Raw genomic sequence first — 25,687 nt, 5'->3', positions numbered from 1 at the left:
CGGCGGCAACGGGAACCAACGCACGGGAGCGCTCCCATGCCGCCATGTCCGACGGATGCTAGCTGTCGAACGACGTTCGCATAACCGTCCCGCCGAGCCCGGTCGGCGGGACGGCGCCAGCGCGCCCGGTTGGCATTTCGAGCGGTCATCGGGAAGGCTCGCCCCATGGTCTCGGTAGTGCAGAATGTGGCGATCGACTGTGCGGACGCCTTTGAACTGGCCCGTTTCTGGAGCGAGGTGACCGGCCGCCCGCTGCACCCGGACGACAAGCCGGGTGACCGCGAGGTCCAGGTACTGCTCCCGGAGGGCCCGCTGCTGTACTTCAACCAGGTGCCGGAGCCCAAGACGGTCAAGAACCGGATCCATCTCTGCCTGCGCCCGGAGACCTCCCGCGACCAGGAGGTGGCACGACTGCTGGGCCTCGGCGCCACCTTTGTCGCCGACCACCGCAACCCCGACGGCACCGGCTGGGCCGTCCTCGCCGACCCCGAGGGCAACGAGTTCTGCGTCCTGCGCAGCGCATCCGACCGTGCGGCGACGCCGCAGCCCTGACACGGCCGTTGCGCCGCCGTACGGAAGCCCCGTCCATGCGCCACGGGGGCAACGCATGGACGGGGCCGGACCCTCGTCAGGGCTTGAGAGAGTGTTGATCCGGGTTGGGGACGAGAGGCCACCGCGTCATCCGGTGCGAGGCATTCCGATACGGGGGTGTCCGTGGTGCCCGGCTCAACTGGTCTGACAGAACTCGGCGGCTGCTTCCTCCGAGGTCGTCTCCTCGCTGGCCGGCTCATCCTCCACCGGGGCAGCGTTCAGAATGCGAATGAGCTTCTTCAGGTGGTTCCCCCGACACGCACCCAGCTCGATCATGGCCGAGTCATTATGGTCCAACCCTGCATCCAGGTAACGGGAATCGACGCCGACATCCGTCAACGTGATTCCATGCCGACGCACGGCTTTCTCCATCTCGGCGACCAGCTGAAGAGGGTCCGCGTCATCGAACTTCAGGTCGATTTCATCGTTGCGTAGGTAGATCATCATCGGGTGACTCCCTGGTGGTTCGGTGCGTCGGCGAACGGTGTCAACGATGAATCGGAGTGAAGACCCTTTGCAGCGGCGGACCGCTCGCGGCCCCCGCCCTTCGGCAGGACCATCGCGCCTCCCCCGCCGGGGAAGGTCGCGCCCAGGTAGACACCGATTCGCCCCTTGGTCGTGTCGTTAACTTGTGTTCCGACAGCCGGGAGTTCACCGCTGGTGCCACTCATGACTGCCTGTCTCTCCTTTGCTTGGCAGGTGGTCCATGCCCCCGGGCCGTCTGGCCACGGTTGCGGAGGTGCGGCCTTTGCCCGCCCCAAAAGCTTCGCGGGCCTCGGCGGAGTTGGGCACAGCGAACGGGGAACCCCACAAGGGGCTTTGGGGAACCCCGTTGCGAGGCACCGCTACTCTGGGGGAGGTCACCGCAGCCCCTGCCAGGTGGGACATGGACAACCGCACAGCCAAGCGAGCCAACTACCCGTTGACGATTCCCGATGCCCTGTTGCAGAGCGAACCGATGCAACGAGCCTGCGCAACACGCGACTTCGCCGAGATCTTCCGGCTCGTGAACCGTCGCACGGGCACGAGCCAGGCCGACATGGCGGCAGCCATCGGCAAGATGACGAGTTCACGGGTGAGCGATATCATCCGGGGCACGCGGGGGATTCGCGGGACACATGTGATCGAACGTATTGCCGATGCGTTCGGTATCCCTGGGGAAATGCTCGGCGTTTCGGCCCAGGCATGGGAGAGTTCCCCGGCGGGGAGTCCGGACGGGGGAGACATCCTCTATGTTGACAAGAGCCGAGAGGCAGCAGGCTCTCACGACACGGCGCCGACCACGGAGGAAGAACTCTCCCCTGAACTGCCTGAGATGCTCTTGGCTTCAGTTTGGATTGAAGGCAAGGAACAGGTCGTGGCAATCAGGCGTAGAGACCTATCGGCCGGTGCAGCGAGCCTTATGGCTGCCAGCACATCCGACAACAGCCAAATGTCATCCGTGGCACGTGGCCGGAGTGGCGGTATCGAGGTCCACAAGGATTCCAAGCCGAGTGTTCCCGGGTTTGGGCAGGCTGGCCTGCCGACTATGCCTGGGCCGCCAGATCTTGGGATTTCACCGTTCGAGGGGATGACGCTCCAACAGAGTGGCGAACATCTGCTGAAAACCTTCCTTCACCTTGATGACGAGATGGGAGGAGACAGCCTGTACTTGCCGCTCTCTCGTTACGTGGCACGTATGGCTGTCAGTGTGCGTGAGAACGCCAAGGATGGTTTGCAGGCGTTCGGTCAACTGAATCAGATGGCGGGTTGGTTGGCTCTGGATGCGAGCAGTCATGCCGCAGCACACCGACATTTTGACATGGCGGTCGGTGTCGGGGCTGAAGTGCGGGACCATGGTTTGAAGGCGAGTGCTTTAGCTTATAGGAGCTTGCAAGAGACCTACCGAGGTGAACATTCCGCTGCCCTCACACTGGCGCAAGAGGCTGTCACCCTTCAGCATGAGAACTTGTCCCCGCTGACCCGGACCATGCTTGGCACAAGACTCGCCCGCGCACACGCAGGGCTAGGTGATAAGGCGGCCTGCCTAAAATCTCTAGAGTCCATGCGGAATGATTACCAACAGGCTGGGAGCCATGAAGAACCTCAGTATGTGTCATACGTGGATTCTATCGAGGTCGCAGCACAAGAGGGAGCCTGCTATCTCGACCTCGGCATGACTCAGCACGCGGTCACCTCGCTAACCAGCGCCATTGGCCTACTTAGCATTCACGCCCCGAATAGAGTGCGCGACAGAGTTCACTACCTTTCCCGTTTGGCAAAATGCTATACCCTTGATGGGGAGATCGAGGAAGCTTGTAGAACTGGGAGCTACGCCCTCAAACTGAGTGGCACCATCGGTTCGGCACGTGTTACCGAGCGGCTGGGGGAACTCGCAAAATCCCTCACCCCTCATGCCCGTGTTGCGAGCGTGGTCGATTTTCAGGAGCAGTATCGCATGGCCACCCAGGGATAAATCAAGGGCCTAGCGCGGAGACGCATCGAGGATAGCGCTGCACAATGCCTCAACGTTCATAAGATCGGGTAGGACCAGGTCAGCGCCGCACTTTTCCAAAGCCTGGGCGGAGCTACTTCCCGTTGCCACGCCGATCGCGAATGCTCCCGCATCGTGTGCGCCCTTGATGTCGTGGGGCGTGTCGCCAATGACGAAGGCCCGCCTACCCGGAAACGGAGCAGCGTACCTCTTCTCTGCCCTCTCGCGAGCTAGTTGAACAAGGATGGCGCGGTCACTTCCGTCGTCGCCGTAGCCGCCGACTTCAAAATCGATGCCCCGAGAGAGTGCAAATGCGTCGAGCTTCGCCCTAGCTATAGGTTTGATGTTCCCTGTCACCAAGGATTGCACCACACGCCGGTTTCGCAGCGCAGAGATCGCCTCAGCCGCCCCGGACAGAGCCTGCCCGGACTCCTTCATTCGGTCTTCGAGTTGTCGAGCGGCTAGCCTGAGAGCGGAGTAAAATCTCGAAACAGTGGCCGGCGAAACCTCAACACCGTTCAGTTCCAGGGTCTCGACAATAATGGCGTTCTCTGTACGCCCAGCCATAGAGGCCAATCGATCGAGCGGATATCCGATAGTCGATTCGAAGGCTTTCTCGTAGATGGCGCGACTGACGCCGCTGATGCTGACAAGGGTATGGTCAACATCCCACAGGACAAGTGCTGAATAGCGCTGACTTTTCGACACCGGAGCATCGTCTCACGCCGGGTTGCCGCGAGGTAAGCCCTTCACCTCAACGGCCTGGCTACCACGGCCTCCAGACCGGTCCGGCGAGACGTCCCACAGTGGGCCGTCGACCTCCATCACAGAGTGTCATCGGAAGCCAAGCCCCGTTCGCGCTTTTTATGATTCACTGGGAGAACTGTTCACGCACAATTCGATTCTGCCAATGTGGCCGGATGAGCAGAGCAAGGAGGACGCAGCCCGCCCCGACCATGAGTTCGGGTCGAGATTCAATGAATCCCGCAACCCACTCAATGGGATAAATCGCTGCGGCAGCACCGTAATAGACCTGGAGAGGCGTTCTCGCCTTGCACCTGCCATTCCATTCGATCTCGCCACTCCGGGCAGCTCGGCTGCTCTTCTTGTGCAGGAATCCGAAGAGCAGCGCGATGCCATATTCAAGCGGCCATGAGGGATTTCAAAGAGCATGTGAGCGACTCCCGTCAAGCCGCCCGTGAATATTCCAACAACACGTAAGAAAAAATCTCGGCCTGCCATGTCACAACCCATGGAACCCGTACAGGTTCCGGGCTGCTATGCGCTTGTGGTCTTCAAGCCCTTGACCACGGGGGTCACCCCCCACCTGGTACGGGGGTTGCTCACGCGATGATGCGCCTGTTCCGACAACAGCGACTGCTGACATGGTCCTCTTTTCCCGACCAGTGACGACGAGACCACAATCGGGCTGCTTCGGGGATCACGCACCGGATTCACGAAGGCGCGCCGGGCGCGCATGCCCCGGCATCGTGCGCTCAGCTCGGGGGCTCGGGGTCGGCGAGGAGAGTCCGTTCTCCTTGCCTCTCCTATACATATAGCTCGGTGGGGGGCTTGCGGCAAGGCCGGGGGTGTGGCGCAAAATCGTCGGCCAAGGCCATCACCTGCGGAAATGGGGCACGACGTGCGTGTGTTGTCGACATATGGGCCGGCGGGGCCGTCCGTCTCGGAGGGGTCGCGGTGACCGGGCGTCATGTGCGGGATCTCGGGGAGGTCGACGAGTCGCTGGTCGCGGTGGTCGGCGGCAAGGGCGCGCAGTTGGGCGCGTTGTCGCGGATCGAGGGCGTCCGGGTGCCGGCCGGTTTCTGTGTGACGACGGACGCCTTCCGGCGGATCGTGGCGGCGGCGCCCTCGTTCGACGATCAGCTCGATCGGCTGGCGCGGCTGGATCCGGACGACCGGGAGGCGATCGCCGCGCTCAGCGCGCGGATCCGCCGGACGGTCGAGGGGGTCGGCGTCCCCGACGATGTCGCGGCGGCGATCACCGCCGCTTCGGGTCGGCTCGGCGAGGGGGCCGCCTGTGCCGTCCGGTCCAGCGCGACGGCGGAGGATCTGCCGACGGCCTCCTTCGCCGGGCAGCAGGACAGCTATCTGAACATCGTGGGGCCGAAGGCGATCCTCCGGCATGTCAGCCGGTGTTGGGCCTCGCTGTTCACCGAGCGGGCCGTGATTTACCGTCAGCGGATGGGCATCGACCACCGGGCGGTGTGGATGGCCGTGGTGGTGCAGCGGATGGTCCGACCGGACGCCGCCGGCGTCCTGTTCACGGCCGATCCGGTCACGGGCAACCGGAGGGTCGCCAAAGTGGACGCGGTCCTCGGCCTGGGCGAGGCGCTGGTCTCCGGGCAGACGAACCCGGATGTCCTCACGGTGCGCGACGGGGTGGTCGTCGACCGGACGATCGCCGTCAAGGAGCGTGCCGTCCGGGCCCTGCCGGCCGGCGGCACCGGGGAGGTGGCGGTCGAGGCGGGGCGGCAGCGGCGGCCGGCGTTGACGGACGAGCAGGCCGTCGAGCTGGTGCGGCTCGGGCGGCGGATCGAGGCGCGTTTCGGCCGTCCGCAGGACATCGAGTGGTGCCTGGCGGACGACGGCTTCCGGATCGTGCAGAGCCGGCCGATCACGACGCTGTTCCCCGTTCCCGAGGCCGACGACGAGGAGAACCGCGTCTATGTCTCCGTCGGGCACGGGCAGATGATGACCGACCCCATGCGGCCGCTGGGGCTCTCGGTGTGGCGGCTGACGGCCATGGTGCCGATGCACGAGGCGGGCGGGAGGCTGTTCGTCGATGTCACCGAGCGCCTGGCCTCCCCCACGGGCCGGGCCGCCCTGCTGGAGGTCATGGGGCGCGGCGATCCGCTGGTCAGGGACGCCCTGGAGACGGTCGTCGACCGCGAGGACTTCGTCCTGCAGGTCCCGGACGAGGAGCCGGGCGGCCCGCCGGCCGGCGCGGCTCCCGCGCCGATCGAGACGGATCCGGCGATCGTCGCCGAGCTGATCGAACGCGGCGCGGCGTCCGTCGCCGCGTTGGAGCGGGACATCGGGACGAAGAGCGGGCCGGCGCTCTTCGACTTCCTGCTGGCGGCGTTCGATGAGCATCGACGCGTCCTCACCGACCCGTTGAGCCTGCGGGTGATCATGGCGGGGATGGAGGCCACCTGGTGGCTCAACGACCGGCTGTGGGAGTGGCTGGGCGAGAAGAACGCGGCCGACACCCTGACGTTGTCGGCCCCCGACAACGTCACCTCCGAGATGGGGCTGGCGCTGCTCGATGTCGCGGATGTGATCCGCCCGCGCCCCGAGGTGGTGGCCTTCCTGCGGTCGGTCGTCGAAGAGGGCTTCCCGGACGAGGACTTCCGGAGCGGCGACTTCCGGGACGGCGCGTTTCTCGACGCGTTGGCGAGGATCCCGGGCGGGGCGGAGGCGCGGGACGCCGTCGCCGGCTATCTCGACCGGTACGGCATGCGCTGCGCCGGCGAGATCGACATCACCAGGCCACGGTGGTGCGAGCGGCCCACCACCCTGGTGCCGGCCATCCTCGACAACGTGCGCAACTTCGCTCCCGGGGCCGCCGAGCGGCGCTTCGCTGAAGGGCGGCGGAAGGCGGAGCGGAAGGAGGCGGAGGTGCTGGCCCGGCTGCGGGCGCTGCCGGACGGGGACCGGAAGGCCGACGAGACCAAGCGGATGATCGACCGGGTCAGAACCTTCATCGGCTACCGGGAGTATCCGAAGTACGGCATCGTCAGCCGCTATCTCGTCTACAAGCGGGCCCTGTTGGCGGAGGCCGACCGGCTGGTGGGGGCCGGCGTGCTCGCCGGGCGGGAGGACGTCTTCTCGCTCACCTTCCAGGAGTTCCACGAGGTGGTGCGGTCGCAACGGGCGGACGAGGGGCTGATCCGGCGGCGCGAGGAGGCGTTCCGGTCGTACCACGCGCTCACCCCGCCCCGGGTGCTCACCTCGGACGGTGAGGCCCTGAGCGGGGCGTACCGGCGGGACGACGCGCCGGCCGGCGCGCTGCTCGGCCTGCCGGTCTCCGGCGGGACCGTGGAGGGCAGGGCGCGGGTGGTCCTCGACCTGGCCCGGGCCGATCTGGCGGCGGGCGACATCCTGGTCACCACCTTCACCGACCCCAGCTGGTCACCGCTGTTCCTCGGCATCGCGGGGCTGGTCACCGAGGTCGGCGGCCTGATGACCCATGGCGCGGTCATCGCCAGGGAGTACGGTCTGCCGGCGGTGCTGAGCGTGGCCGGGGCCACCCGGCTGATCAGGGACGGGCAGCGGATCCGCGTGCACGGCACCGACGGGTATGTCGAGCTGCTGTGACCGGCCGGCCGTTCAGGCACGGGGGCGGCGGCCGGCGAAGAGCGTACGGTCGGCGCCGCCCTCCTCCCGGACGGTGACCACCTCGAACCCGGCGTCGCCCAACAGCCGTTGCCAGTCGGCGACGGCGAAAAGACCGGTGCGATGCGCCTCGTGCGCCAACTCGACGGTGCCGTCGGCGGCGCGCAGGGTGAACGTGTACTCCGTCGTGACCGTGGTCTCCCCGGGGCCCGGTGGGTGGCTCCACTCCAGATAGCGGGCGCCGCTGCCGTCGGGCGCGTCGCTGCCGCCGCAGTCGGTGCCCGGCTCGAAGGTGTCGGCGACATGGTCGGGGAAGAACGCGGCGACGCCGCCGGGGCGGCAGTGCGCGTAGGCCGTGCGGAAGGCGGCGGCCAGATCGTCCAGGGTGGTCATGTAGTCGATGGCGTCATGCACCAGCACCGCGTCGAAGGTGCGGCCGAGCCGCAACTCCCGCATATCGCCCAGCAGATGCTCGACATCCGGGTTCAACGCGCGGGAGACGGCCAGCATCTCGGGCGCGAGGTCGACCAGGGTCATCGTCCACCGTTCGCGGAGGTGGTGGGCCAGATGCCCGCCGCCGCTGCCCAGTTCGAGCACGTCGCGCACCGGGCGCTCCGCCAGGGCGAACAGTTCGGCGGTGCTGCGGGCGTCGTCCTCGTACACCTCGGCCGGGGAGATCAGCGGCCACCAGCGGGCCAGTGCGCCGTACATCAGGGACACTCCCGGGTCCGGGGCCGAAGGGCCCGTCCCTGACGCCGTCACAACCGTTCTCCTCGCCTTGCCCGTTTCCCGTCGGGCGGCATCGTAGCCCGCCGTCGGGGACGGGTGAGTAGGCTGCCGGCGGACGAGAGGAGAGACCGCGTGAACCATCGCACGGTGCGGTACTTCGATCTCGACGCGCTGCCGCCGCAGGCCGCCGCCGTGCTGGGCGTGATGGTCCTGGTCCTCCTGGCCGTGGTGTTCCGGACGCTGATCCGGCTGGGCCCGAAGCGACGCCCGGATCCGGACGCGCCACGGCGGGCGGCGAGCCGACGCCGTCAAGCGGCGCTGCGCAAACGCCGGTTGACGCTCCAGGACCGCGCGGCCAGGCGCCGACGCGGCTGATCGTTCCGGTGAAAACCTGTTGCCGCTCCCCTGGGCCAGGGCGTCACAATGAGTCATCAAACGTTGTCAGGGGGATAACGCCATGGAGTACACCGAGCTGCCCGGTGCCCGGATCCCGATCAGGATGTGGGCCGATCCGGCCGACGTCGACGAGGGAGCGATGCGGCAGCTGCGCAACGTCACCACCCTGCCCTGGGTCAAGGGCCTGGCCGTGATGCCGGACGTGCACTACGGCAAGGGCGCCACCGTCGGCTCCGTGATCGCCATGCACGGCGCGGTCTGCCCGGCGGCGGTTGGCGTCGACATCGGATGCGGGATGAGCGCGGTGCGCACCTCGCTCACGCAGGAGGATCTGCCGGGGGATCTGTCGCGGTTGCGGTCGAAGATCGAGGCGGCCATTCCGGTCGGGCGGGGGATGCACGACGAGCCGCTGGATCCGGCGCGGTTGCACGGTTTTCCGACGGCGGGGTGGGACGCGTTCTGGGAGCGGTTCGACGGGGTGGCGGACGCGGTGGCCTTCCGGCGGGAGCGGGCGGGGCGGCAGATGGGCTCGCTCGGCTCGGGGAACCACTTCGTCGAGGTCTGCCTGGACACCGAGGGCGCGGTGTGGCTGATGCTGCACTCGGGCTCCCGCAACATCGGCAAGGAGCTGGCCGAGTTCCATATCGGCGAGGCCCAACGGCTGCCGCACAACAAGGGGTTGGTGGACAGGGACCTCGCGGTCTTTGTCGCCGACACGCCCCAGATGGCGGCCTACCGGCACGATCTGTTCTGGGCGCAGGAGTACGCCAGGCTCAACCGGGCGCTGATGATGACGCTGCTCCAGGACGTGGTGCGGCGGGAGTTCAGCAGGGCCAAGCCGACGTTCGAGACGATGATCAGCTGTCACCACAACTATGTGGCCGAGGAGCGCTATGACGGGATGGACCTGCTGGTGACCCGTAAGGGCGCCATTCGGGCCGGGTCCGGGGAGTTCGGCATCGTGCCCGGGTCGATGGGCACCAGGTCCTATATCGTCAAGGGCCTTGGCAACGTGGCCTCCTTCCAGTCCGCCTCGCATGGCGCGGGGCGGCGGATGAGCCGGGCGGCGGCCAAGCGGCGCTTCACCACCAGGGATCTGGAGGCGCAGACGGCCGGCGTGGAGTGCCGGAAGGACTCCGGCGTGGTGGACGAGATCCCGAGCGCGTACAAGCCGATCGAGCAGGTCATCGCGCGGCAGCGGGATCTGGTCGAGGTGGTGGCCGAGTTGAAGCAGGTGGTCTGCGTCAAGGGCTGAGACGCGGCCCGCCCCGTGCTGTCGGCGGACGACGGCACGGGGCGGGCCCTGTTCGGTTGCTGGTCAGGAGCCTCGTCGGGCCCCGGTCAGTCGAGCAAGCCGGCCAGATCGCTGATGGCGATCCGCACCATCTGCGAGACGACCGTCGGCAGCCCGCCGGGCGCGGCCGCCGCGTCGTGGGCCGAGTGGTCGGAGTGCGCGTGGTGCTGGTCGGCGCTCGGGTTGTACGCGGCCTGGGTGGCCTCGTACGCCTCGGCGACCTCGCCGGCGCTCATGGTCCGTCCGTCGCCGAAGGTCACCTGCCCGTTGCCGCCGTCGAAGACGACATCGGAGCAGGAGAAGAAGTTTTCCTGGCTGTCGGAACGGATCCAGTGCACGAAGACGATGTGCTCGCCGGAGCGGTTCGGCAGCTGGACGTTCCAGTAGTAGTGGCCGCCGTCCGTGCCGACGCCGCCGCGCTGCGGCGGGTTGGTGACGCTGCTGATCTGCTCCAGGTCGCCCCAGCCGAGCTGCTGGTTCGGGGACCAGCCGTTGCGGGTGATGTAGACGTTGAACTCACCCGGGTGGTGGGCCCAGTTGCTGTGCTGCAGCTCGATGTTGGCGCCGGAGGAGAGATGCGTCTTCGGCCAGTCGTTGCGCGGGGCGTTGTACGCGTTGAAGTCGAACGGGCCCCGGTTGCCGGCGCTGCAGAGCGTCCCGTCCTGGATGTATCCCGTGGTGCGGCCGCCGGCGTTGGAGTCGAGCACGGCGAACCAGTTGTAGAGCGGCCCGGTGCCGCCCTGCTGGACCGCCGAGGCGCAGGCCGGGTTGGCCGGCATCTGGGTGCTGCTGTTCTCGCGCAGGTCGAGATAGCAGAGGTAGGTACGCGAGCCCGGCAGGGTGGTGGCGCCATGGGCCGCCGCGGGGGTGGGCAGCGAGGCCATCACCAGGGCGATCAGGGCCGTTCCCAGGATGCTGAGGAAGCGGAACTTTCCGGTCGCTCTCGGTCTCCGACCGGCGGATACATGAGACACGGGGGTACTCCTTCGTCAGACGAGTCGTCTCCGGCGAAGGGCGTGGCGCACCGGAGGTCGTCACCCTCGGAATCGGTGCACGGCGGCCCGTCGCCGGTGCTACGGCATGCGCATGGGAGCGCTCCCGCAGGCAAGGTAGCGCCGCTTACGGGAGTCGGTAAGTGGGTGTGCCGGCCTTCTCTCGTCCCGACCGATCACTTTCGGCCATCGAACGGCGCCCGTTCGATCACGTTCGGCGCCCGTCCGGGCACGGGGCGCCAGGGGCCGCCCCCGGCGCGCCCCAACACCCCCTGCCCGCCCGGCGGATGGCCCGGCCCGGGGTGGCACCCGCCCGACAGGATGCGCATGGGCCGAGATGACCGGTCATCGGGGTACGGATGAGGGCAGGGACCGTGCACGGATTGCCAAGAAACTGTCACCTGCGGTCGGTGCCTTTCCATGGGGCGCTCGGGCGGACCGCGGGAGCGGGTGGGCCTCGCAGGCCACCGGGGCCTCCGGTATCTCTGCCGTCCCCGGTGTCTCCGGCACCTCAGGGGACCGGCTTTCATCGCGGGGGATCAGATCCCGCATGTCTGCTTCCGCGCCATGTCCGTTTCCGGAGCGGATCCCCGTGGTAATTGAGAACGCCGCCCCGGCAGGGCATCTGAATCCTTGACCGGATCGAGCGCCTGGACCCACCCGTCCGCTCCCCTCCCCGGTCCCGGAGTCCACCGGCCCCCTGGACCACCGCGCGCCGGTCCTGGCAGTTGCGCCCACCGCCCGGGGGCGGTGCGGCGGCTTTCGGCTCACCCGGTGCGGGGCGCGTCGGTGCTCCTGGCCGGGGGCGGGCGACGGAAGGATGGGCGGACGCGGCCGGCCGGGCCGGGGCGGGCCCCGCCTCCGGCGGCCGACGCGGCACAGGACAGGAGTGGTTCCCCTTGACAGCGCACTCGGCGACACTGGCGATCGACGAGACCGTACGGGCGCGCCGGGCGGCCGGGTTGGCGACGCTCCATCTGGGCTTCGGCGAGGCCGGACTGCCGGTCGCCCCCGGGCTCACCGAGGTGCTCGCCGCCTCGGCCGGCCGCAACTCCTATGGCCCGGTGGTCGGTTCGCCGGAGGCCAGGGAGGCGGCGGCCGGCTGGTTCGGCCGGCGTGGGTTGGCCACCGAGCCCGAGCAGGTGGTGTTCGCGCCGGGCAGCAAACCCCTGCTCTTCGCGCTGCTGGCCGCGTTGGAGGGGGATGTGGTCCTGCCCCGTCCCTCCTGGGTCTCCTACGCCGCGCAGGCCGCCCTGTTGGGCCGGCGGGTGATCGAGGTGCCCATCCCCGCCGACGCCGGTGGCATCCCGGCGCCCGAGCTGTTGGAGCTGTCCCTGCGCCGCGCCGAGGCGGCCGGCGCACGCCCGGGGGTGCTGGTCCTGACCGTGCCGGACAACCCCACCGGCACCGTCGCCGACGAACAGCGGATCGCGTCCGTCATGTCCGTGGCGGCGCGTCGGGGTCTGACGGTGATCAGCGACGAGATCTACGCCGAGTTGGGCCATCACGGTCCGGTGCCGAGCCCGGCCGCGCTCGGCTGGGAACGGACCGTGGTCACCGGCGGGTTGAGCAAGTCCCTCGCGGTGGGCGGCTGGCGCGTCGGCTTCGCCCGGCTGCCGTCCGGCGCCTGGGGGCGGCGCCTGGGCGAGCGGCTGACCGGGATCGCCAGCGAGATCTGGTCCAGCCTGGCCGCGCCGATGCAGGCGGTGGCCGTCCACGCGCTGCGTGAACCGCCGGAGATCACCGCCTATCTGGGGCGGGCGCGGCAGTTGCACGCGCGGGTGGCCGAAGCGGCGTACACCCGGCTGGTGGCCGCCGGCGCGCGCTGCCGTCCGCCCCGGGGCGGCTTCTATCTCTACCCGGACTTCGCCCCGGTCGGCCGGCCGCTCCGGGCGCGCGGCATCACCACCGGCGCGGCGTTGGCCAACGCCCTGCTCGGTACGCACGGCGTCGCCACACTGCCGGGCAACGCGTTCGGCGATCCCGCGTCGACGCTGACCCTGCGGATCGCGACCGGGCTGCTGTACGGGGAGACGGAACGGGACCGGCTCGCCGCGCTGGCGGCGCCGGAGCCGGAGCGGCTGCCGTGGATCGAGGCGGCGCTGCGGCACCTCGGCGACGCGCTGACCGCCGTCACGGCGAAGCCGGGGACGGCGGGGACGGCGGCGGCGGGGACGGAGCCGGCGCCCGCCGCGCGCGCCGGCGATGTGGTCCACGACTGACCGGGCGCGCCCCCGCCGGAGGGACGACGGGGCCCGCCGCACCGTGGTGCGGCGGGCCCGGGACCGAGCGGTGGCCGTCGACGTGCCGTCAGGCGTCGGCGAGGACGCAGGCTCCCTCGTTGAGGGTGAAGACGCTCGGCGTCGAGTTGTTCCCACCGTGGCTGGCGACGAACCCGAGGGCGACGCTGGCCCCGGGGGCGATCGTCTCGTTGTGGGCCTCGCCCTGGGCCGTCACGGTGCTGCCCGAGGTGCTGAACGCGGCGCCCCAGCCGGAGATCAGCCCCTGGCCGGCGGCGAGTTCGAAGGAGAGCGACCAGCCGGTGAGCGGCTCCTCGCCGGTGTTGGTGACGGTGATGTCCGCCGTCAGCCCGGTGCCCCAGGTCTGGGCGTCGACGCTGACCGCGCAGGTGCTGGCGGCCGCCGGGCCCTCGAACGAGAGGCGGTGCAGCCCGCCGGGCAGGTCGTTGACGGTGTACAGCTCGCCGTCCACGGTGGCGGCGATCGACGTCACCTGGGTGGAGGTCTGGCCGATGTTGCCGATCTCGGCGGCGTCGTAGCCGCCGTTGCCGTCGGCGCGGATGCCGAAGACCCTGGACGAGCAGTAGTCGACGGCGATATAGGTGCCGCCCGCCAGGTCGGCGTACTCGGCGCCCCGGTAGACCTGGCCGCCGATGACGGCGCAGTTGCCGCCGGTCAGCGGGTAGGTGTAGATCGGGTCGGTGAGCTCGGACGCGTCGGGGCACTGCTCCGGGTCGAACTCGGTCAGGCCCTCGCGGCAGGACCAGCCGAGGTTGGCGCCACCCTGCCCGGGGGCCAGGTGGTTGATCTCCTCATAGCCGCCCTGACCGACATCGGCGATCCAGAGCGAGCCGTCGGCCGGGTCGAAGGAGAACTTCCAGGGGTTGCGCACCCCGTAGGTCCAGATCTCCTCGCGGGCCCCCTCGACGCCGACAAACGGATTGTCCGACGGCACGCAGTAGTTGAGGTCCCCACAGCTGTCGCTCACATCGAGGCGCAGGATCTTGCCCAGCAGCGTGTCCAGGCGCTGCCCGGAGGAGAACGGGTCGCCCGAGCCGCCGCCGTCGCCGATGGCCCAGTACAGATAGCCGTCCGGGCCGAAGACGATCTGGCCGCCGTTGTGGTTGTCGAACTCGGCGTGTTCCTGGGTGAGCAGCACGTCGAGGGAGGAGTCGTCGAGCCCGTAGCGGGCCAGGGTCACATCGCCGTCCGGCAGTGCGGTGTAGGAGAGGTACAGCACCTGGCTCTCGGTGAAGTCGGGCGCCGGCGCGATACCGAGCAGCCCGCTCTCGTTGCCGGAGGGGTCCACCACCTCCGAGATGTCGAGGATGGGGGTCGTTTCGAGCCCGGTGTCCGGGTGGTAGGCGCGGACGGTGCCGAGCTTCTCCGTGATCAGCAGCCGGCCGGTGCCGTCGTCCGGTGCTATCAGGCTGGTGGGGCGGCGCAGCCCGGAGGCGACCTGGGTGCTGAGCGCGGTCAGGTCCTCCAACGGTACGGCGGCGGTTTCGACGGGGGCCTCCGCCGGCGCCGCCTCCTGGGCGGTGCCGGACGGCATGGACGCTGAGGCGGTCAGCGGGGCGAGCAGCGCGAGTGGGAGCGCTACCATCAACGGTCCCAACCAACGACGTCTCTTCATTTGCGGCTCCAGAGGTGAGGGGGGGTGGTTCCCCTGGTTTCGTGGGGGTTGCGGAGTGCCTTGGCTCCTTGGAACTCCTCGAACAGGGGAGAGCGGACTGAGCGCAACTCCGGCCCTTGGCCGGTCAAATTCGCATAGTTTAAGGGGAGTTGTGCCTAGTTTTCGCCAGCGGCCGCATATCGGTTGCGGCTGGCGAGACGGTATCCGCTCCCCACCCCCCGACGCCAGATCGCGTACCGGAACTTCGTTCCCATGAGTGATCCCGTAACGCGCCCGCGCTCCCATGGAGCGCCGTTTTGTGCCTTTCAGAAGACGCCGCAGGGGCGCCCGGCGGGAGACCCGCCGAGCGCCCCTGCGCACGGTCTTCGTTTTCCTTATGTCCCGGGGGTGCCGGCCGTCCTGGCGATCCCGGTGGTGTCGGTTTTCCCGGTGTGCCGGTTCTCCCGAAAGCCGCCTCAGTCGGTCGCCGCGGCCGGCGAGGTCGACGGGCCGTCCTCCGTGCCCGCCGCGCCCCTACGGGCCTTCAACTCCAGCCAGACGGCCAGCGCGAGCAGGATCACCGCGACGCCGCCGAGACCCAGCGGGATCACCGTGCGGACCAGCCAGAGCAGGTTCGCCGCCGAATCGGCGTCGTCGGCCCGCTCCTTGGTGCCCTCCTCGGTCCCCTCCACGGACATGGCGTTGACCGGGGCCAGCGTCACCGGCCCCTCGGGGCCCTCCGTCTGCGCCACGATGGCCTGTTCCAGCGTGCCGTTGAGGACCGCGCCCGTCTCGGAGTCGACCCAGGCGGTGCGCTGGGTGGTGGCCGCGTAGGTGAGCGGCACCATGTCCGGCAGCAGCTCCAGCATCGCCGGGTCGAACTGCTGCTGCTCCGGCGGCAGACTCTGGGCGACGCCGGCCAGGACCTCCTTGGGCAGCGCCTCGGGGAACCGCGCCTGGATGGCCGGGTCGGCGACGGGGCCCTCGTGGTTGATCACGAAGACATAGGCGTCGCGCCCCTCGACATCCTCGGTGCGGTCATAGACCGCCGGCGCCTCGCTGCCGGTCGTGGGGTCCCAGAAGGTGTAGTCCTGCTCCTTCGGGTCCAGCGGCCAGGAGATCACCAGACCCTGGTGCTCCTCGGCCTCGGAGCCCTCGGGGGCGGGCCGGTCCTCCAGGTCCTTGCGGTCGACGGCCCAGCGGTGGCTGGTGGTGGAGAGCTCGGAGTCGTCCGGGCCCTTGATGACAACATCGTCACTGATGACGGCGGTGCCCCCGTCGGTGTCCACGACCTTGACGTGGCGGTCCAGGGTCACCGGTATGTCGTTGAGGAAGGCGTTGGCCAGATCCCCGGCCTCCAGCGCCTGGGCGTTGAGCATCGACGCGGTGCCGGTGTACTCGAAGACGCTGTCGGTATCGTCCGGAAGCTGGTGCACGCTCGGGTAGACCACGACTCGCGTCACCACCGAGGCGGCCACCAGGACGGCGGCCGATCCAGACAGAATCCAAGTGCTTCTTCGCATGGGCATCTCCCGACTACGCGCACACGGCTTTGTGCGACGGCTGAGACAACCTATGGATCCGCGAGGTAGCCCGTCAATGGGCATATGGCCCCTGTTCACGGGCGGAGTGGGGCCCGTTCCAACTCGCGGGTAACCCGTGAGTGACCCGTCGGTAACCCGTGGATGGTGTCGCGGGCGGGTGAGCACCTGGTCACACGCCTGGGCGCGATGTTCACCCCCGTTAAGGTATTCGACGAACTTGAGCCTTTCGGACCGGATTTGGTCTCGTACGAAAGGTTCTTTGTCGTTATCAAGGAGTTGTATGCCTGAGGACCACAGGGGTCGGACATCCCCGGAAACCGTGACGGCGGCGGCGAGCGGCACCTGGCGGCTGGGGGATCTGACCATCAACCGTCTCGGGTTCGGATCGATGCGGTTGACCGGTCGGTCCGCGTTCGCCGCCGGGTCCACCAGCGACCGCGAGCGGTCGATCGCCGTGCTGCGGCGGGCGGTCGAGTTGGGCGTCAACCACATCGACACGGCCAGTTTCTACTTCTCCGCCCTGCGGTCCGCCAACGAGCTGATCAACAGTGCGCTGGCGCCCTACCCGGACGATCTGGTGCTGGCCACCAAGGTCTGGCCGGGGCGCGACGCCTCCGGCGAGTGGTGGTGGGCGACGCCGGAGCAGTTGCGGGGGCAGGTGGAGGAGAACCTGCGCCAGTTGGGGCGCGACCATCTGGACGTGGTCAACCTTCGGGTGCCACCGAGCGTCGGGACCGGCTCGATCGCCGACCACTTCGGCGCCCTGGCCGAACTCAGGGAGGCCGGGCTCATCCGGCACCTCGGCGTCTCCCATGTCCGGCCGGCGCAGCTGGCCGAGGCGCGCGCCATCGCGCCCGTGGTCTGTGTGCAGAACCCCTACGGTCTGGAGGCGTCGGCCGCGCAGGAGGAGGTGCTGCGCGCCAGCGGCGAGGCGGGTATCGCCTTCGTCCCCTACTTCGCCATCGCCGGTGCGGGGCGGGAACAGGGCGCGGTCGCCGCCGAACACGAGACGGTGCGCGAGGTGGCCCGTGCCCACGGCGCGACGCCGGCGCAGGTGCGACTGGCCTGGACGTTGGGCCGGGGGCCGCATGTGCTGGCGATACCCGGCACGGGAAACCCGGACCACCTGACGGAGAACGTCGCCGCCGGCGCGCTGCGCCTCACCGAGGAGGAGACGGCGGCCCTGAACGGAGCCCGCTCGGGCGGATGACCCGAGGCGCGGGCCCGCCGGCGGCGCCGGCCGGGTACGGCGGGTGGGTCAGGCGCGCCAGTAGCCGAGGGCGTGGACGCGGCGTTTGGGGAGGCCGGACTCCTTCTTGAGGAAGGCGGCCAGGGTGCGGGTGGTGGCGGTGTCGCAGGCGATCCACGCATAGGCGGTGGCCGGGTCGTCACCGAGCAGTGCGGGCAGCTCCGCCTTGACCCTGGCGATCAGCCCCGCGTCGCCGTCCGCCCTCGGCACCCGGCGGAGGTCGTGGCGGGCGGGGTCGACGCGGAACGGCAGTTCTCCGTCGGCCGGGTGGGGCGTCTCGAACCAGAGGGTGGCGGGGGTGTCGGGGTAGGCGTCGAGCAGGGAGTTGATCGCGGGGAGCGACGCCGGGTCGCCGACCAACAGCAGTCGGTCGGGCGCGGGTTCGGGGCGCGGGAAGCCGGTGCCCTGGAGGGTGGCGTCGACGGTGTCGCCGGGGACGGCGGCCCGGGCCCAGTCGCTGGCGGTGCCCTGATGCAGGGCGAACTCCAGCGTGAAGGTGCCCGAGGCGGGGTCGGGGTCGGGGTCGACGAGGGTGAACGCGCGCTGGTGCGGCTTGCCGGCACGCTCGAACCACAGCCGGACCCACATCGTCGGATGCGGTGGCACCTCGGCGAGCAGCCCGCCATCGGTCAGTCGCAGCCGGTGGTAGCGGTCGCTGACGCGCTCGACCTGGGTGACCGTGAACGTGAAGTCCTTGCCGCGCATCAGCTTGAGCACGGCGCCTTCCCAACCGTGGGCCATCCGCGGTCCTCTCTTCCGGGGGCGCGTTCCCGACGTCGGAACGGTCCGTGCGTCTGGCACCCCAACTGCCGTTTAGATTAGGGCAGCCTAACCTAACGCCGGGGCGGCAGCGGGTCGGTGAGGGCGGAGAGCATCGCCAACGCGCAGACCGCCGTCTCCTCGGGCGAGAGATCACGGGCTATCCGCCAGCCCAGGACATCGCCGAGCGCCAGCTCGCGGGCCCCGAAGCGCACCGCTGACGGGGTGAGTAGATAGGGCCGCCCGTCGTCGACATGGAGACGGACGCCGTCCGCACCCCGGTAGAAGCTGACCGTGCGGGGTGCGGCGGACGGTATCCACAGGCGCGCCTTCTCCCGCCAGGGATCGATGAGCCAGGCCAGCGGGCCGGGGTGTTGGTCCCAGCGGCTCAGCGTGAACCACTGCCACCCGTCCCCGTCGCGCAGCACCCCGCGCCGGATGCCGAGCGTTGTCGGCAGGCGCAGCTCGAAGCGGTGGGCACCCCAGGCGGCCTCCCGGCGGAGCCCGCCCGGCCCCCGCCGCCGCCAACGGTCCAGCCGAACCTCGTCGAGGCCGGCGGATCGCGCACGGGCGGCGCGCGCCCGCAGGCCCCGGACATAGAAACGCACCGAGAGCGGCAACGCCGTCGCCAGCCACAGGCCGACAGCCACCGCGTAGACCACCCAGGAGAGAAAGATCCCCCCACCCAGCAGGAGGAGAACCCCCCAGAACGCCCCGGCGCCGCCGAACCCTCGGCGCAGCGCCCAACCGACCATCGCCATCGAACCCCCTGCCCCTCTTGCCCCCTTGGCCCACATCGTAGGGGCGGGCACTGACAGCGGCGGCCGGGCGGTCAGGCCGAGGTGGTCGAGCCGGGGCGCACGATCATCAGGACGACGACCACCGCCCAGAGCAGGTTGAAGATCCCGGTGATCATGGCCAACCGACGGGCGGCGCGTGCCGGTTCGTCGGCGTCGGAGGCGGCCGGTTCGAGGAGCCGTTCCTGCGCGGGGAGGATGGCGCCGGCGAGCAGCACGGCCGCGATGGTGGTCAGGATCAGCGAGGCGATCAGCCAGGCGTCGGTGAGCACCCCGAGCTGCGCGCCGGTGGCGATCCCGAAGACCGGCACGGTGACGCCGACGACGGTGTAGGCGCGGCATATCCGGTGCAGCAGCGCGCCGCCGCCCCGGCCCTCGCCCGCCGGCTCCGCCCGGGCCTGGCCGGCGGCCGGGGCGCGCACGAAGCGGGGGAACATCGAGGCGGCGACGGCGATCGGTCCGATCGCGAGGATCGCCGCCAGGACATGCAGGGACAGCAGGAGCTTGGTCACCGGGAAGCCTCTCCACGGGTTGCTGAATACATTGGCTGCCAATAGATAGCACGCCTACGCTTTCGATAGGTAGACTGCCTACTCATGAAGTCAGACGCGGTACGAGGACATCTGGACGGGCTGCTGCTCGCCGTGCTGGAGCCCGGGCCCCTGCACGGGTACGCGATCATCACCGCCGTCCAACAGCGCAGCGGGGGCGTGCTCGACCTGCGCACCGGCACGATCTATCCCGCACTCCAACGGCTGGAACGGCTCGGCTTGCTCAGCAGCGACTGGGAGTCGGCGGGCGGACGTCGGCGCCGTCGATACGCCCTGACGGACGCGGGACGGAGCGCGCTGGCCGGGGAACGGGACAGCTGGCGCGCCTTCACCTCGGCGATCGACGCGGTGCTCAACCCGGCGCGGCCGCTCGGGACCACCGGATGAACGGCGGGCTGGCGGCCGAGGAGTTCGTCGAACGGCAGGTCGCCGAGCTGGCCGAGGCCCTGTACGGCCCGGCGCGCGTCAGGTCCCGGCTGTTGCGCGAGGCGCACGAAGGGCTCAGCGAGACGGTGGCGGCGTACACCGCCGCCGGGCTGCCCCCTGAGCGTGCCACCCGGGAGGCGGTGGCGGAGTTCGGGAGCCCGGCCGAGCTGGCGCCCGCCTACCAGCGGGAGTTGACCATCGCCCAGGCGCGGCACACCGCGCGGGCGCTGATGCTGGTCGCGCCCTACCTGCTGCTGTGTTGGTACCTGGTCGGCGACGCGGTCGCCGACGGGGGCGCGGCGCGGCTGGTGGCCGTCTCGTCGGCGGGCGTGGCGGGAGTCGTGGCGCTGCTCGCCGGGGGGACGTTGGCCGCGACCGGTGTGCTCTCCCGCTGGCTGCCCACGCCCCGCCGGCTGCCGGGGACGGTCGCCTGGGCGGGCACCGCGGTGAGCGTGTCCATGGCGGTCGCCACGTTGACGCTGGCGCTGGCCGCGCTGGTGGCGGCGAACTGGCCGCTGCTCGCGCTCACCGGTGGACTCACGGCGCTGTCCCACGCCACGGTCGCGGGCTCCGCCCGCACCTGCCGCCGCTGCGCCCGACTGACGGCGACCGCCTGACCGGCCGCGTCAACGGGGGACGGGCTCGGTCGCGACGGGGTTGCCCGCACGACCCGGGGCGGTGACCGATCTTTGCGGACAGACGGGACGGGGCACGCCGACGAGGTCCGCCGCGGGTCGACGTCGTTACCTGCGGCTGAGGAACGGAGCCCCGCGAGGCCCCGGGGCGCGGCGCTGCGCCGACCGGAAACCGTACCGGCACCCCGCCGACGGGCCGCCAGCGAGGGCAAGGGGCGCGGAGCGGAGCGGGCCGGGAGTCGCTACCGGCACCCGCCAACCGGCCGGTCCCGGCGGGCGCCGGCGTTCATCCGTGGCGGGTCGCCGGCCGGGGGATGCCGTCGAGCCCCCCGGCGGGGACCCGCTGAAGCGGGGTCCCGCCGGGGGGGTGGTCAGGAGGCCACGCAGGCGCCGATTCTGGGGGCCGACCAGTCTCCGCCGGCCATGACCGTGAAGCCGAAGCTCGTGGACTGTCCCGGCGAGAGGTTTCCGTTGCCGTTGGGCCGCATGGTCATGACGTTGCCGGTGCTGTCCCAACTCGGCGTGCCGTTCCAGGTGGTGGAGATCCGCTGCGCGGAGCCAACCGTGACGGTCACCGTCCAGCCGCTGATCGGCGCGTCGCCGGCGCGGACGGTCACCTGTCCGTTGAACCGGTCGCCCCAGCGGTCGGTCTCCTGGTAGGTCACCGTGCAGGACCCGTCACCCGGCTCGCCGGGGCCGCCGGGGTCGCCGCCGCCCGGGGTGCCGCCGAGCGCGTCGAGCACCGCGTCATAGGCCGGCTTCTTGTTGTAGTTGCCGTCGAAGAGCAACGGGGTGCCGCCGGCCCGCCAGGAGTACTTGTCGGTCACGCCCCAGACGGTGATCCCCGTGCAACGGGAGATCGCCAGGCAGGCGTTGACCACGGTGCGGTAGCTGTTGGCCTGTGCGGTGCCCGAGCCCTCGATGTCCAGTTCGGTGATCTGCACGTCCACGCCCAGCGCGGCGAACCGCTGGAGGTTCTGCTGGTAGTCGCCCGGCACCGGCGACTGGCTGTTGAAGTGGGACTGGAAGCCGACGCAGTCGATGGGCACGCCGCGCTGCTTGAAGTCGGCGACCATGGCGTAGACGGCGTTGCTCTTCGCGTTGATGCCGTCGGTGTTGTAGTCGTTGTAGCAGAGGGTGGCATTGGGGTCGGCGGCGCGCGCGGCGCGGAACGCCTCCTCGATATAGCCGTTGCCCAGGCGCTGTTGGAAGGGCGAGTTGCGGCGGGCTCCGCTGGAGCCGTCCTCGAACGCCTCGTTGACCACGTCCCAGGAGTCGATCTGGCCCCGGTAGCGGCCCATCACCTGCGAGATGTGGTTGTTCATCGCGGTGCGCAGCTGGTCGGTGCCCAGATTGCCGACCCAGCCGGGGAGTTGGGAGTGCCAGACCAGGGTGTGGCCGCGTAGCGACATGCCCTGAGCGCGCGCGTGGTCGGCGATCCGGTCGGCGTTGCCGAAGGTGAACTGCCCCTGGTTGGGCTGGAGCGCGTCCCACTTCATCTCGTTCTCGGCCGTGATGCTGTTGAACTCACGGTTGAGGGTGGCGGTGTAGTCGGACTCGGAGAGCCGGTTGGCGGCGACGGCGGTGCCGAAGTACCGGCCCTGTTCGGCCGCCGCGGCGCCCAGCGTGCCGGCGGCGTGGGCGGTGCCGGACAGGGCGACCAGTCCGGTGGCCGAGAGCAGGACGACGGCACAGCCGGCGATCGCCCGGCGGGCGGCCAGCCGCCAGCGCGAAGGTCTCTGCTCGTGTGCGAACTCGTTGATCATCGCGGTCCCTTCGTCATGGCCGGACGGGCGGACGCGCCGTCCGGAGGGGCGGGATCTGCCGCGGCTCTCAGGGCAGCGCGTCGGGTCTCCCGAACCGGGCGGAGAGCGACGGTGCCATGGCGGTCGGCAACGATCGTGGGAGTAATATGCGCCCGCCCCGAGGGGCCGTCAAGAGAAGTCCCCGAAAATTTCCGGATCAACTTCGGGCGCTGCAAACCCAGTTGACCGGCGTTGATCCAGAGGAACCGTTTTCTGTCGACGGGATCTGTACCAAAATATTTCGGAGCGTCACCGCAAGCTTTTCGGAAAGCGTGATCGATCAAGAAAGACCCCGCGTCCCGCCGTCTCTCGACGACGGAACACGGGGCGCCTGGCCGCGGGGGGGGGGCGGCTGGGTGGGGCTCAGCCCGCAGGGGCCAGCAGCGCGGCGACCGCCTGGGCCGACTCCGGATGGCGGGCCACCAGCTCGCCGGCGGAGTCGGCGGGATCGGCGGCGGGCAGCGACCGCCACTCCCCCGCCACCCCGAGCAGGGTGGCCACGGAGGAGCAGGACTCCGGGTGCGCGGCCAGCAGTTCGGCGACGGCGCGGTTCACCGGCGTCGCCGACGCCTCCTCGGCCGCCGGCTCCGCCCCCGCCGGGGCGTCCCAGGGCGGCGTCCAGCCGTCCAGCTCGGCGAGGCCGCCGGGGAAGGTACGGCCGGCCTCCCGCACCAGCACGGGCACCAGCTCGCCGGCCTCCTTGCGCAGCGTGCTGATCAGCTGGGGCAGCCACGGCAGCAGCGTGGCGTCCGGCAGCCGGGCGAACGCCTTGGACAGCAGTTCCACCACGAACGGGGCCAGGGTGGGGACCGCCTCAAGGGCCTGGATGAACCCGCTCAGATAGCGCGGGAACGCGGGCACGACCAGCGGGTTGGCGAGGAGTTCGTCGCACCGGGCGCGCAGCTCGGCCTGCGAGATCAGCTCAAGCCGGGCCATCGCGGCCCAGTGCAGGGCCACCTTGTCCGGCGCGCTGGGGTGCGACTGCCGTACCGCCAGCTCCAGTTGGGTGCGCTCGCAGCCGAGCGAGAGCGCGAAGCTCTCCATCCCGAAGAGGAAGCCCAGCATGGCGCCGACCTGCCGGGGCCCGGCCTCCTCGTCGGCGAACGCGGTCGGCAGCAGCGTGCAGTAGTGCGCGTAACCGCCGGTGACAAACGCCTCCGACCAGGCGGGCGGCCCGTCCTCGGTGCCCCGGTAGTGCGCCAGCAGCCGACGGATACCGCGCAGCACCCGGGGCGCCCCGTCCACGGTGCGTTCGGCGGCCAGCAGCTCGACCGCCCGGTTGCCGAGGTCGTTTCCGAGCCGTGGGCTGTCCAGATAGAGCAGCGCCTCCTCCACCGCGTCCAGCGCGGTGGCCGCCGTGGCGTCGGGGGCCCGCACGGCCTCCCGCAGCCGCCGCTCCAGCACCTGCTCGATGGTGACGCCCTCGTAGCCGATCTGCACCAGGGCCCGCTGGTCGCGGCCGAGCGTGAGATCCCAGCTCTCCTGGATGGACCGCTCCCCCAGCGTGCGGGCGCCCATGATCGGGCGGACCACGTCCCCGAGCAGGCGGCGCAGCATCCACAGCAGATCGGAGCAGGGCGCCAACTCCGGGTGCTGCCGCAGATCGAGCAGCGCCCGTTGCTTGGTGCGCGCGGTGAGGTTGAGGCCGAGCGGCGCCAACCGGTCCAGCACGTCCCTGGCCAGCGGCGGCAGCGCGTCATAGCCGACGGAGCCGACCCGGTCGCCGCCGAGCAGGATCTCGCAGAGCCGACGCACATCGCGCCGCCCGGGGACGCGGTCCTTCTCGATGCAGGTGACGGCCGCGTCCTCGAAGTCGTACGGCGTCGGCCGGGCCCGGCCCCGCATCCCGGCCAGCAGGATGGAGGTCTCGAAGACGGCGATCGCGTCCGCCGTGCTGGCGAGGTAGTGGTTGCGGCGGGCCAGCCGGACGATGTCCACACACCAGCCGAGCAGTTCGTCCTCGTCGAGGAGATGGGGCTCGGGCGGGGCCTGGAGAAAGCCCGACAGCTGGTCGGTGACGGGGGCCCCACCGGCGGCGGGCGCCGCCCTGGTGGTGCCCGTGGCCTTGGTGGCACGCTTCTTCGTGGTCTTGCGGCCTTCGAGCCGGAACGGCTTGAGCCGGGTTCGGCCGATCGTCCGCCGCCAGCTCGCCGCCGCGATGGACACCGCGCCCGGGGCGAGACCGAACTGGGCCTCGATGGCGGAGTGGCTGGACGGGATCAGCCCGTACCGCCAGGCGGTCTCCGTGCGGGGGGAGATCGGGAACGGCTCGGCCTCGGAGGCCAGGCCGAACTCCTCCACTCGGCTGGCCGCGTGGAAGGCGCCACAGACATAGAGGCAGCGCTCGGGGTCGGCGCCCGAGGTGGCCAGGTGCTCCCGCATCCGCGTCCACATATAGCGCTCGCGGTCCTCGTCGACGGCCTGCCGGGCGTGGTCCTGCGGGCGCAGCCGCCGGAAGAGGCTGCCGATCATCACCATCACCTGGCGGTAGGTGGTGTAGTCGGCGCCGGCCAGCGGCTGTTCGACGTACTGGTCCCACCACTCGGACCAGTGCCTGACCTTGCCGTGGTGCAGGAGGTACGCCTCCAGCTCGGCGAACCCCGGCCGCAGAGCGCCGATCTCGATGCCGACGGCGTCGCCGTGCAGCTCCCCCTCGCCGTCCGGGTCCCCCTCCCCGGCCTCCGCCGGGGGCGTGGGCTCCTCGGCCTCCGGGGCCGGGCGGTTCCACTGGAAGACATGGTCGGTCGAGCGGTCCACCAACACCAGCTCCACGCCCGGGGTCCCCAGCGCATAGGCGATGGCCTGGTACTCGGCGGAGGCCTCGGTGATCGGCGCCACCACGCTCAGCGGCGCCCACCGGGCCGGGAAGCCGTCGATCTCGGTGGCGAACGCCTGGAGCGCGACGGGGAGTTGGCAGTTGTGCAGCTCGTCGATGAGGGGCCGCAGATCCTCGCACAGCTCCAGATAGACGACCTGGGGCTGCTTCTCGCGCAGCCGGCGCACCATGGCCAGCGCCGACGCGGGCGAGTGGTGGCAGACCGGGAAGATCTCCAACTCCTCGCGCAGCGCCCGGTCGACGTCGTCGACCATGCCGGCCAGGATGTCGGGCACTGCGTCCCCGTGGCCGGCGAAGGCCTCGGCGGCGTCGCGCAGCCGCTCGCCCAGCGCGACAAACGGGCCGGTGGGCTCCGTGTCCACCCCGTCCTCGCCTCCGTCGGTGCGTTCCTTGACGATC

At 70.2% G+C, this 25,687-nt stretch carries 20 protein-coding genes; 9 read left to right on the top strand and 11 right to left on the bottom strand.

Annotation, left to right across the window (positions count from 1 at the left end; all coding sequences use genetic code 11):
- Window positions 1-165 precede the first annotated feature (165 nt).
- The gene (locus AOM46_RS19085; RefSeq protein ID WP_062213504.1) at window positions 166-552 is read left to right on the top strand and encodes a VOC family protein; all 387 of its coding nucleotides are present in this window, start codon (window positions 166-168) and stop codon (window positions 550-552) included.
- Between the two features lie 174 nt (window positions 553-726).
- Here AOM46_RS19085 and AOM46_RS19080 read toward each other — a convergent pair whose 3' ends face one another.
- Window positions 727-1,038, bottom strand: coding sequence for a hypothetical protein (locus tag AOM46_RS19080; RefSeq protein ID WP_062213502.1), 312 nt, complete (start codon window positions 1,036-1,038; stop codon window positions 727-729).
- Window positions 1,039-1,477: 439 nt separating this feature from the next.
- Here AOM46_RS19080 and AOM46_RS35440 point away from each other — a divergent pair, with 439 nt between their 5' ends.
- Window positions 1,478-3,046 carry a helix-turn-helix transcriptional regulator gene (locus AOM46_RS35440; protein WP_234313856.1) on the top strand — a complete coding sequence of 523 codons (1,569 nt, stop codon included), beginning with the start codon at window positions 1,478-1,480 and terminating at the stop codon, window positions 3,044-3,046.
- Between the two features lie 9 nt (window positions 3,047-3,055).
- Here AOM46_RS35440 and AOM46_RS32110 read toward each other — a convergent pair whose 3' ends face one another.
- On the bottom strand, window positions 3,056-3,772 hold the full coding sequence (locus AOM46_RS32110; protein WP_078856967.1) for an HAD hydrolase-like protein: 717 nt from the start codon (window positions 3,770-3,772) through the stop codon (window positions 3,056-3,058).
- A gap of 990 nt (window positions 3,773-4,762) precedes the next feature.
- On the opposite strand from AOM46_RS32110, the gene rph reads away from it, so the two are divergent.
- Window positions 4,763-7,402, top strand: a complete 2,640-nt coding sequence (gene rph / locus AOM46_RS19075) for a rifamycin-inactivating phosphotransferase (protein ID WP_062213500.1) — start codon at window positions 4,763-4,765, stop codon at window positions 7,400-7,402.
- 12 nt (window positions 7,403-7,414) lie between these two features.
- On the opposite strand, the gene AOM46_RS32105 is transcribed toward rph, so the two are convergent.
- Window positions 7,415-8,131, bottom strand: a complete 717-nt coding sequence (locus AOM46_RS32105; RefSeq protein ID WP_062213498.1) for a trans-aconitate 2-methyltransferase — start codon at window positions 8,129-8,131, stop codon at window positions 7,415-7,417.
- A 150-nt stretch (window positions 8,132-8,281) separates the two neighbouring features.
- Here AOM46_RS32105 and AOM46_RS33265 point away from each other — a divergent pair, with 150 nt between their 5' ends.
- Window positions 8,282-8,524 carry a hypothetical protein gene (locus tag AOM46_RS33265; RefSeq protein ID WP_062213496.1) on the top strand — a complete coding sequence of 81 codons (243 nt, stop codon included), beginning with the start codon at window positions 8,282-8,284 and terminating at the stop codon, window positions 8,522-8,524.
- Between the two features lie 82 nt (window positions 8,525-8,606).
- Entirely contained in the window at window positions 8,607-9,800 is a 1,194-nt protein-coding gene (locus AOM46_RS19060; RefSeq protein ID WP_062213494.1) for an RtcB family protein, read from the top strand.
- 86 nt (window positions 9,801-9,886) lie between these two features.
- Here the strand turns inward: AOM46_RS19060 and AOM46_RS19055 are convergent, their stop codons facing one another.
- Window positions 9,887-10,723, bottom strand: coding sequence for a lytic polysaccharide monooxygenase (locus AOM46_RS19055; protein ID WP_078856998.1), 837 nt, complete (start codon window positions 10,721-10,723; stop codon window positions 9,887-9,889).
- A 1,007-nt stretch (window positions 10,724-11,730) separates the two neighbouring features.
- On the opposite strand from AOM46_RS19055, the gene AOM46_RS19050 reads away from it, so the two are divergent.
- Entirely contained in the window at window positions 11,731-13,053 is a 1,323-nt protein-coding gene (locus AOM46_RS19050; protein WP_078856964.1) for a pyridoxal phosphate-dependent aminotransferase, read from the top strand.
- 88 nt (window positions 13,054-13,141) lie between these two features.
- On the opposite strand, the gene AOM46_RS19045 is transcribed toward AOM46_RS19050, so the two are convergent.
- Both AOM46_RS19045 and AOM46_RS32095 read right to left on the bottom strand, forming a co-directional pair.
- A complete protein-coding gene (locus AOM46_RS19045; RefSeq protein WP_234313855.1) occupies window positions 13,142-14,677 on the bottom strand; it encodes a PQQ-dependent sugar dehydrogenase in 1,536 nt (511 codons plus the stop codon).
- Window positions 14,678-15,162: 485 nt separating this feature from the next.
- Window positions 15,163-16,209, bottom strand: a complete 1,047-nt coding sequence (locus AOM46_RS32095) for a porin PorA family protein (RefSeq protein ID WP_158920485.1) — start codon at window positions 16,207-16,209, stop codon at window positions 15,163-15,165.
- A gap of 301 nt (window positions 16,210-16,510) precedes the next feature.
- On the opposite strand from AOM46_RS32095, the gene AOM46_RS19035 reads away from it, so the two are divergent.
- Window positions 16,511-17,440: an aldo/keto reductase gene (locus AOM46_RS19035; RefSeq protein WP_062213486.1), complete on the top strand. Its 930-nt coding sequence runs from the start codon at window positions 16,511-16,513 to the stop codon at window positions 17,438-17,440.
- Window positions 17,441-17,488: 48 nt separating this feature from the next.
- Here AOM46_RS19035 and AOM46_RS19030 read toward each other — a convergent pair whose 3' ends face one another.
- The 3 genes from AOM46_RS19030 to AOM46_RS19020 form a co-directional block, all read right to left on the bottom strand.
- Window positions 17,489-18,220: a siderophore-interacting protein gene (locus AOM46_RS19030; protein ID WP_062213485.1), complete on the bottom strand. Its 732-nt coding sequence runs from the start codon at window positions 18,218-18,220 to the stop codon at window positions 17,489-17,491.
- A 92-nt stretch (window positions 18,221-18,312) separates the two neighbouring features.
- Window positions 18,313-18,999 carry a hypothetical protein gene (locus AOM46_RS19025; protein WP_062213483.1) on the bottom strand — a complete coding sequence of 229 codons (687 nt, stop codon included), beginning with the start codon at window positions 18,997-18,999 and terminating at the stop codon, window positions 18,313-18,315.
- A 71-nt stretch (window positions 19,000-19,070) separates the two neighbouring features.
- Window positions 19,071-19,547: a hypothetical protein gene (locus AOM46_RS19020; RefSeq protein ID WP_062213481.1), complete on the bottom strand. Its 477-nt coding sequence runs from the start codon at window positions 19,545-19,547 to the stop codon at window positions 19,071-19,073.
- An 84-nt stretch (window positions 19,548-19,631) separates the two neighbouring features.
- Here AOM46_RS19020 and AOM46_RS19015 point away from each other — a divergent pair, with 84 nt between their 5' ends.
- Together AOM46_RS19015 and AOM46_RS19010 are read left to right on the top strand one after the other, a co-directional pair.
- Complete coding sequence (locus AOM46_RS19015) at window positions 19,632-19,973, top strand: PadR family transcriptional regulator (RefSeq protein ID WP_062213479.1); 342 nt, start codon at window positions 19,632-19,634, stop codon at window positions 19,971-19,973.
- On the top strand, window positions 19,970-20,629 hold the full coding sequence (locus tag AOM46_RS19010) for a permease prefix domain 1-containing protein (RefSeq protein WP_062213477.1): 660 nt from the start codon (window positions 19,970-19,972) through the stop codon (window positions 20,627-20,629). The genes AOM46_RS19015 and AOM46_RS19010 overlap by 4 nt, the downstream gene beginning before the upstream one ends.
- A gap of 389 nt (window positions 20,630-21,018) precedes the next feature.
- Here the strand turns inward: AOM46_RS19010 and AOM46_RS19005 are convergent, their stop codons facing one another.
- On the bottom strand, window positions 21,019-22,413 hold the full coding sequence (locus tag AOM46_RS19005; protein WP_062213475.1) for an endo-1,4-beta-xylanase: 1,395 nt from the start codon (window positions 22,411-22,413) through the stop codon (window positions 21,019-21,021).
- A gap of 402 nt (window positions 22,414-22,815) precedes the next feature.
- Window positions 22,816-25,650: a DUF5682 family protein gene (locus AOM46_RS19000; protein WP_062213797.1), complete on the bottom strand. Its 2,835-nt coding sequence runs from the start codon at window positions 25,648-25,650 to the stop codon at window positions 22,816-22,818.
- Window positions 25,651-25,687 lie beyond the last annotated feature (37 nt).

Source organism: Streptomyces sp. NBRC 109706 (assembly GCF_000974485.1).
Lineage (GTDB): Bacteria > Actinomycetota > Actinomycetes > Streptomycetales > Streptomycetaceae > Streptomyces.
This window is presented reverse-complemented; position numbering and strand designations above follow the sequence as displayed.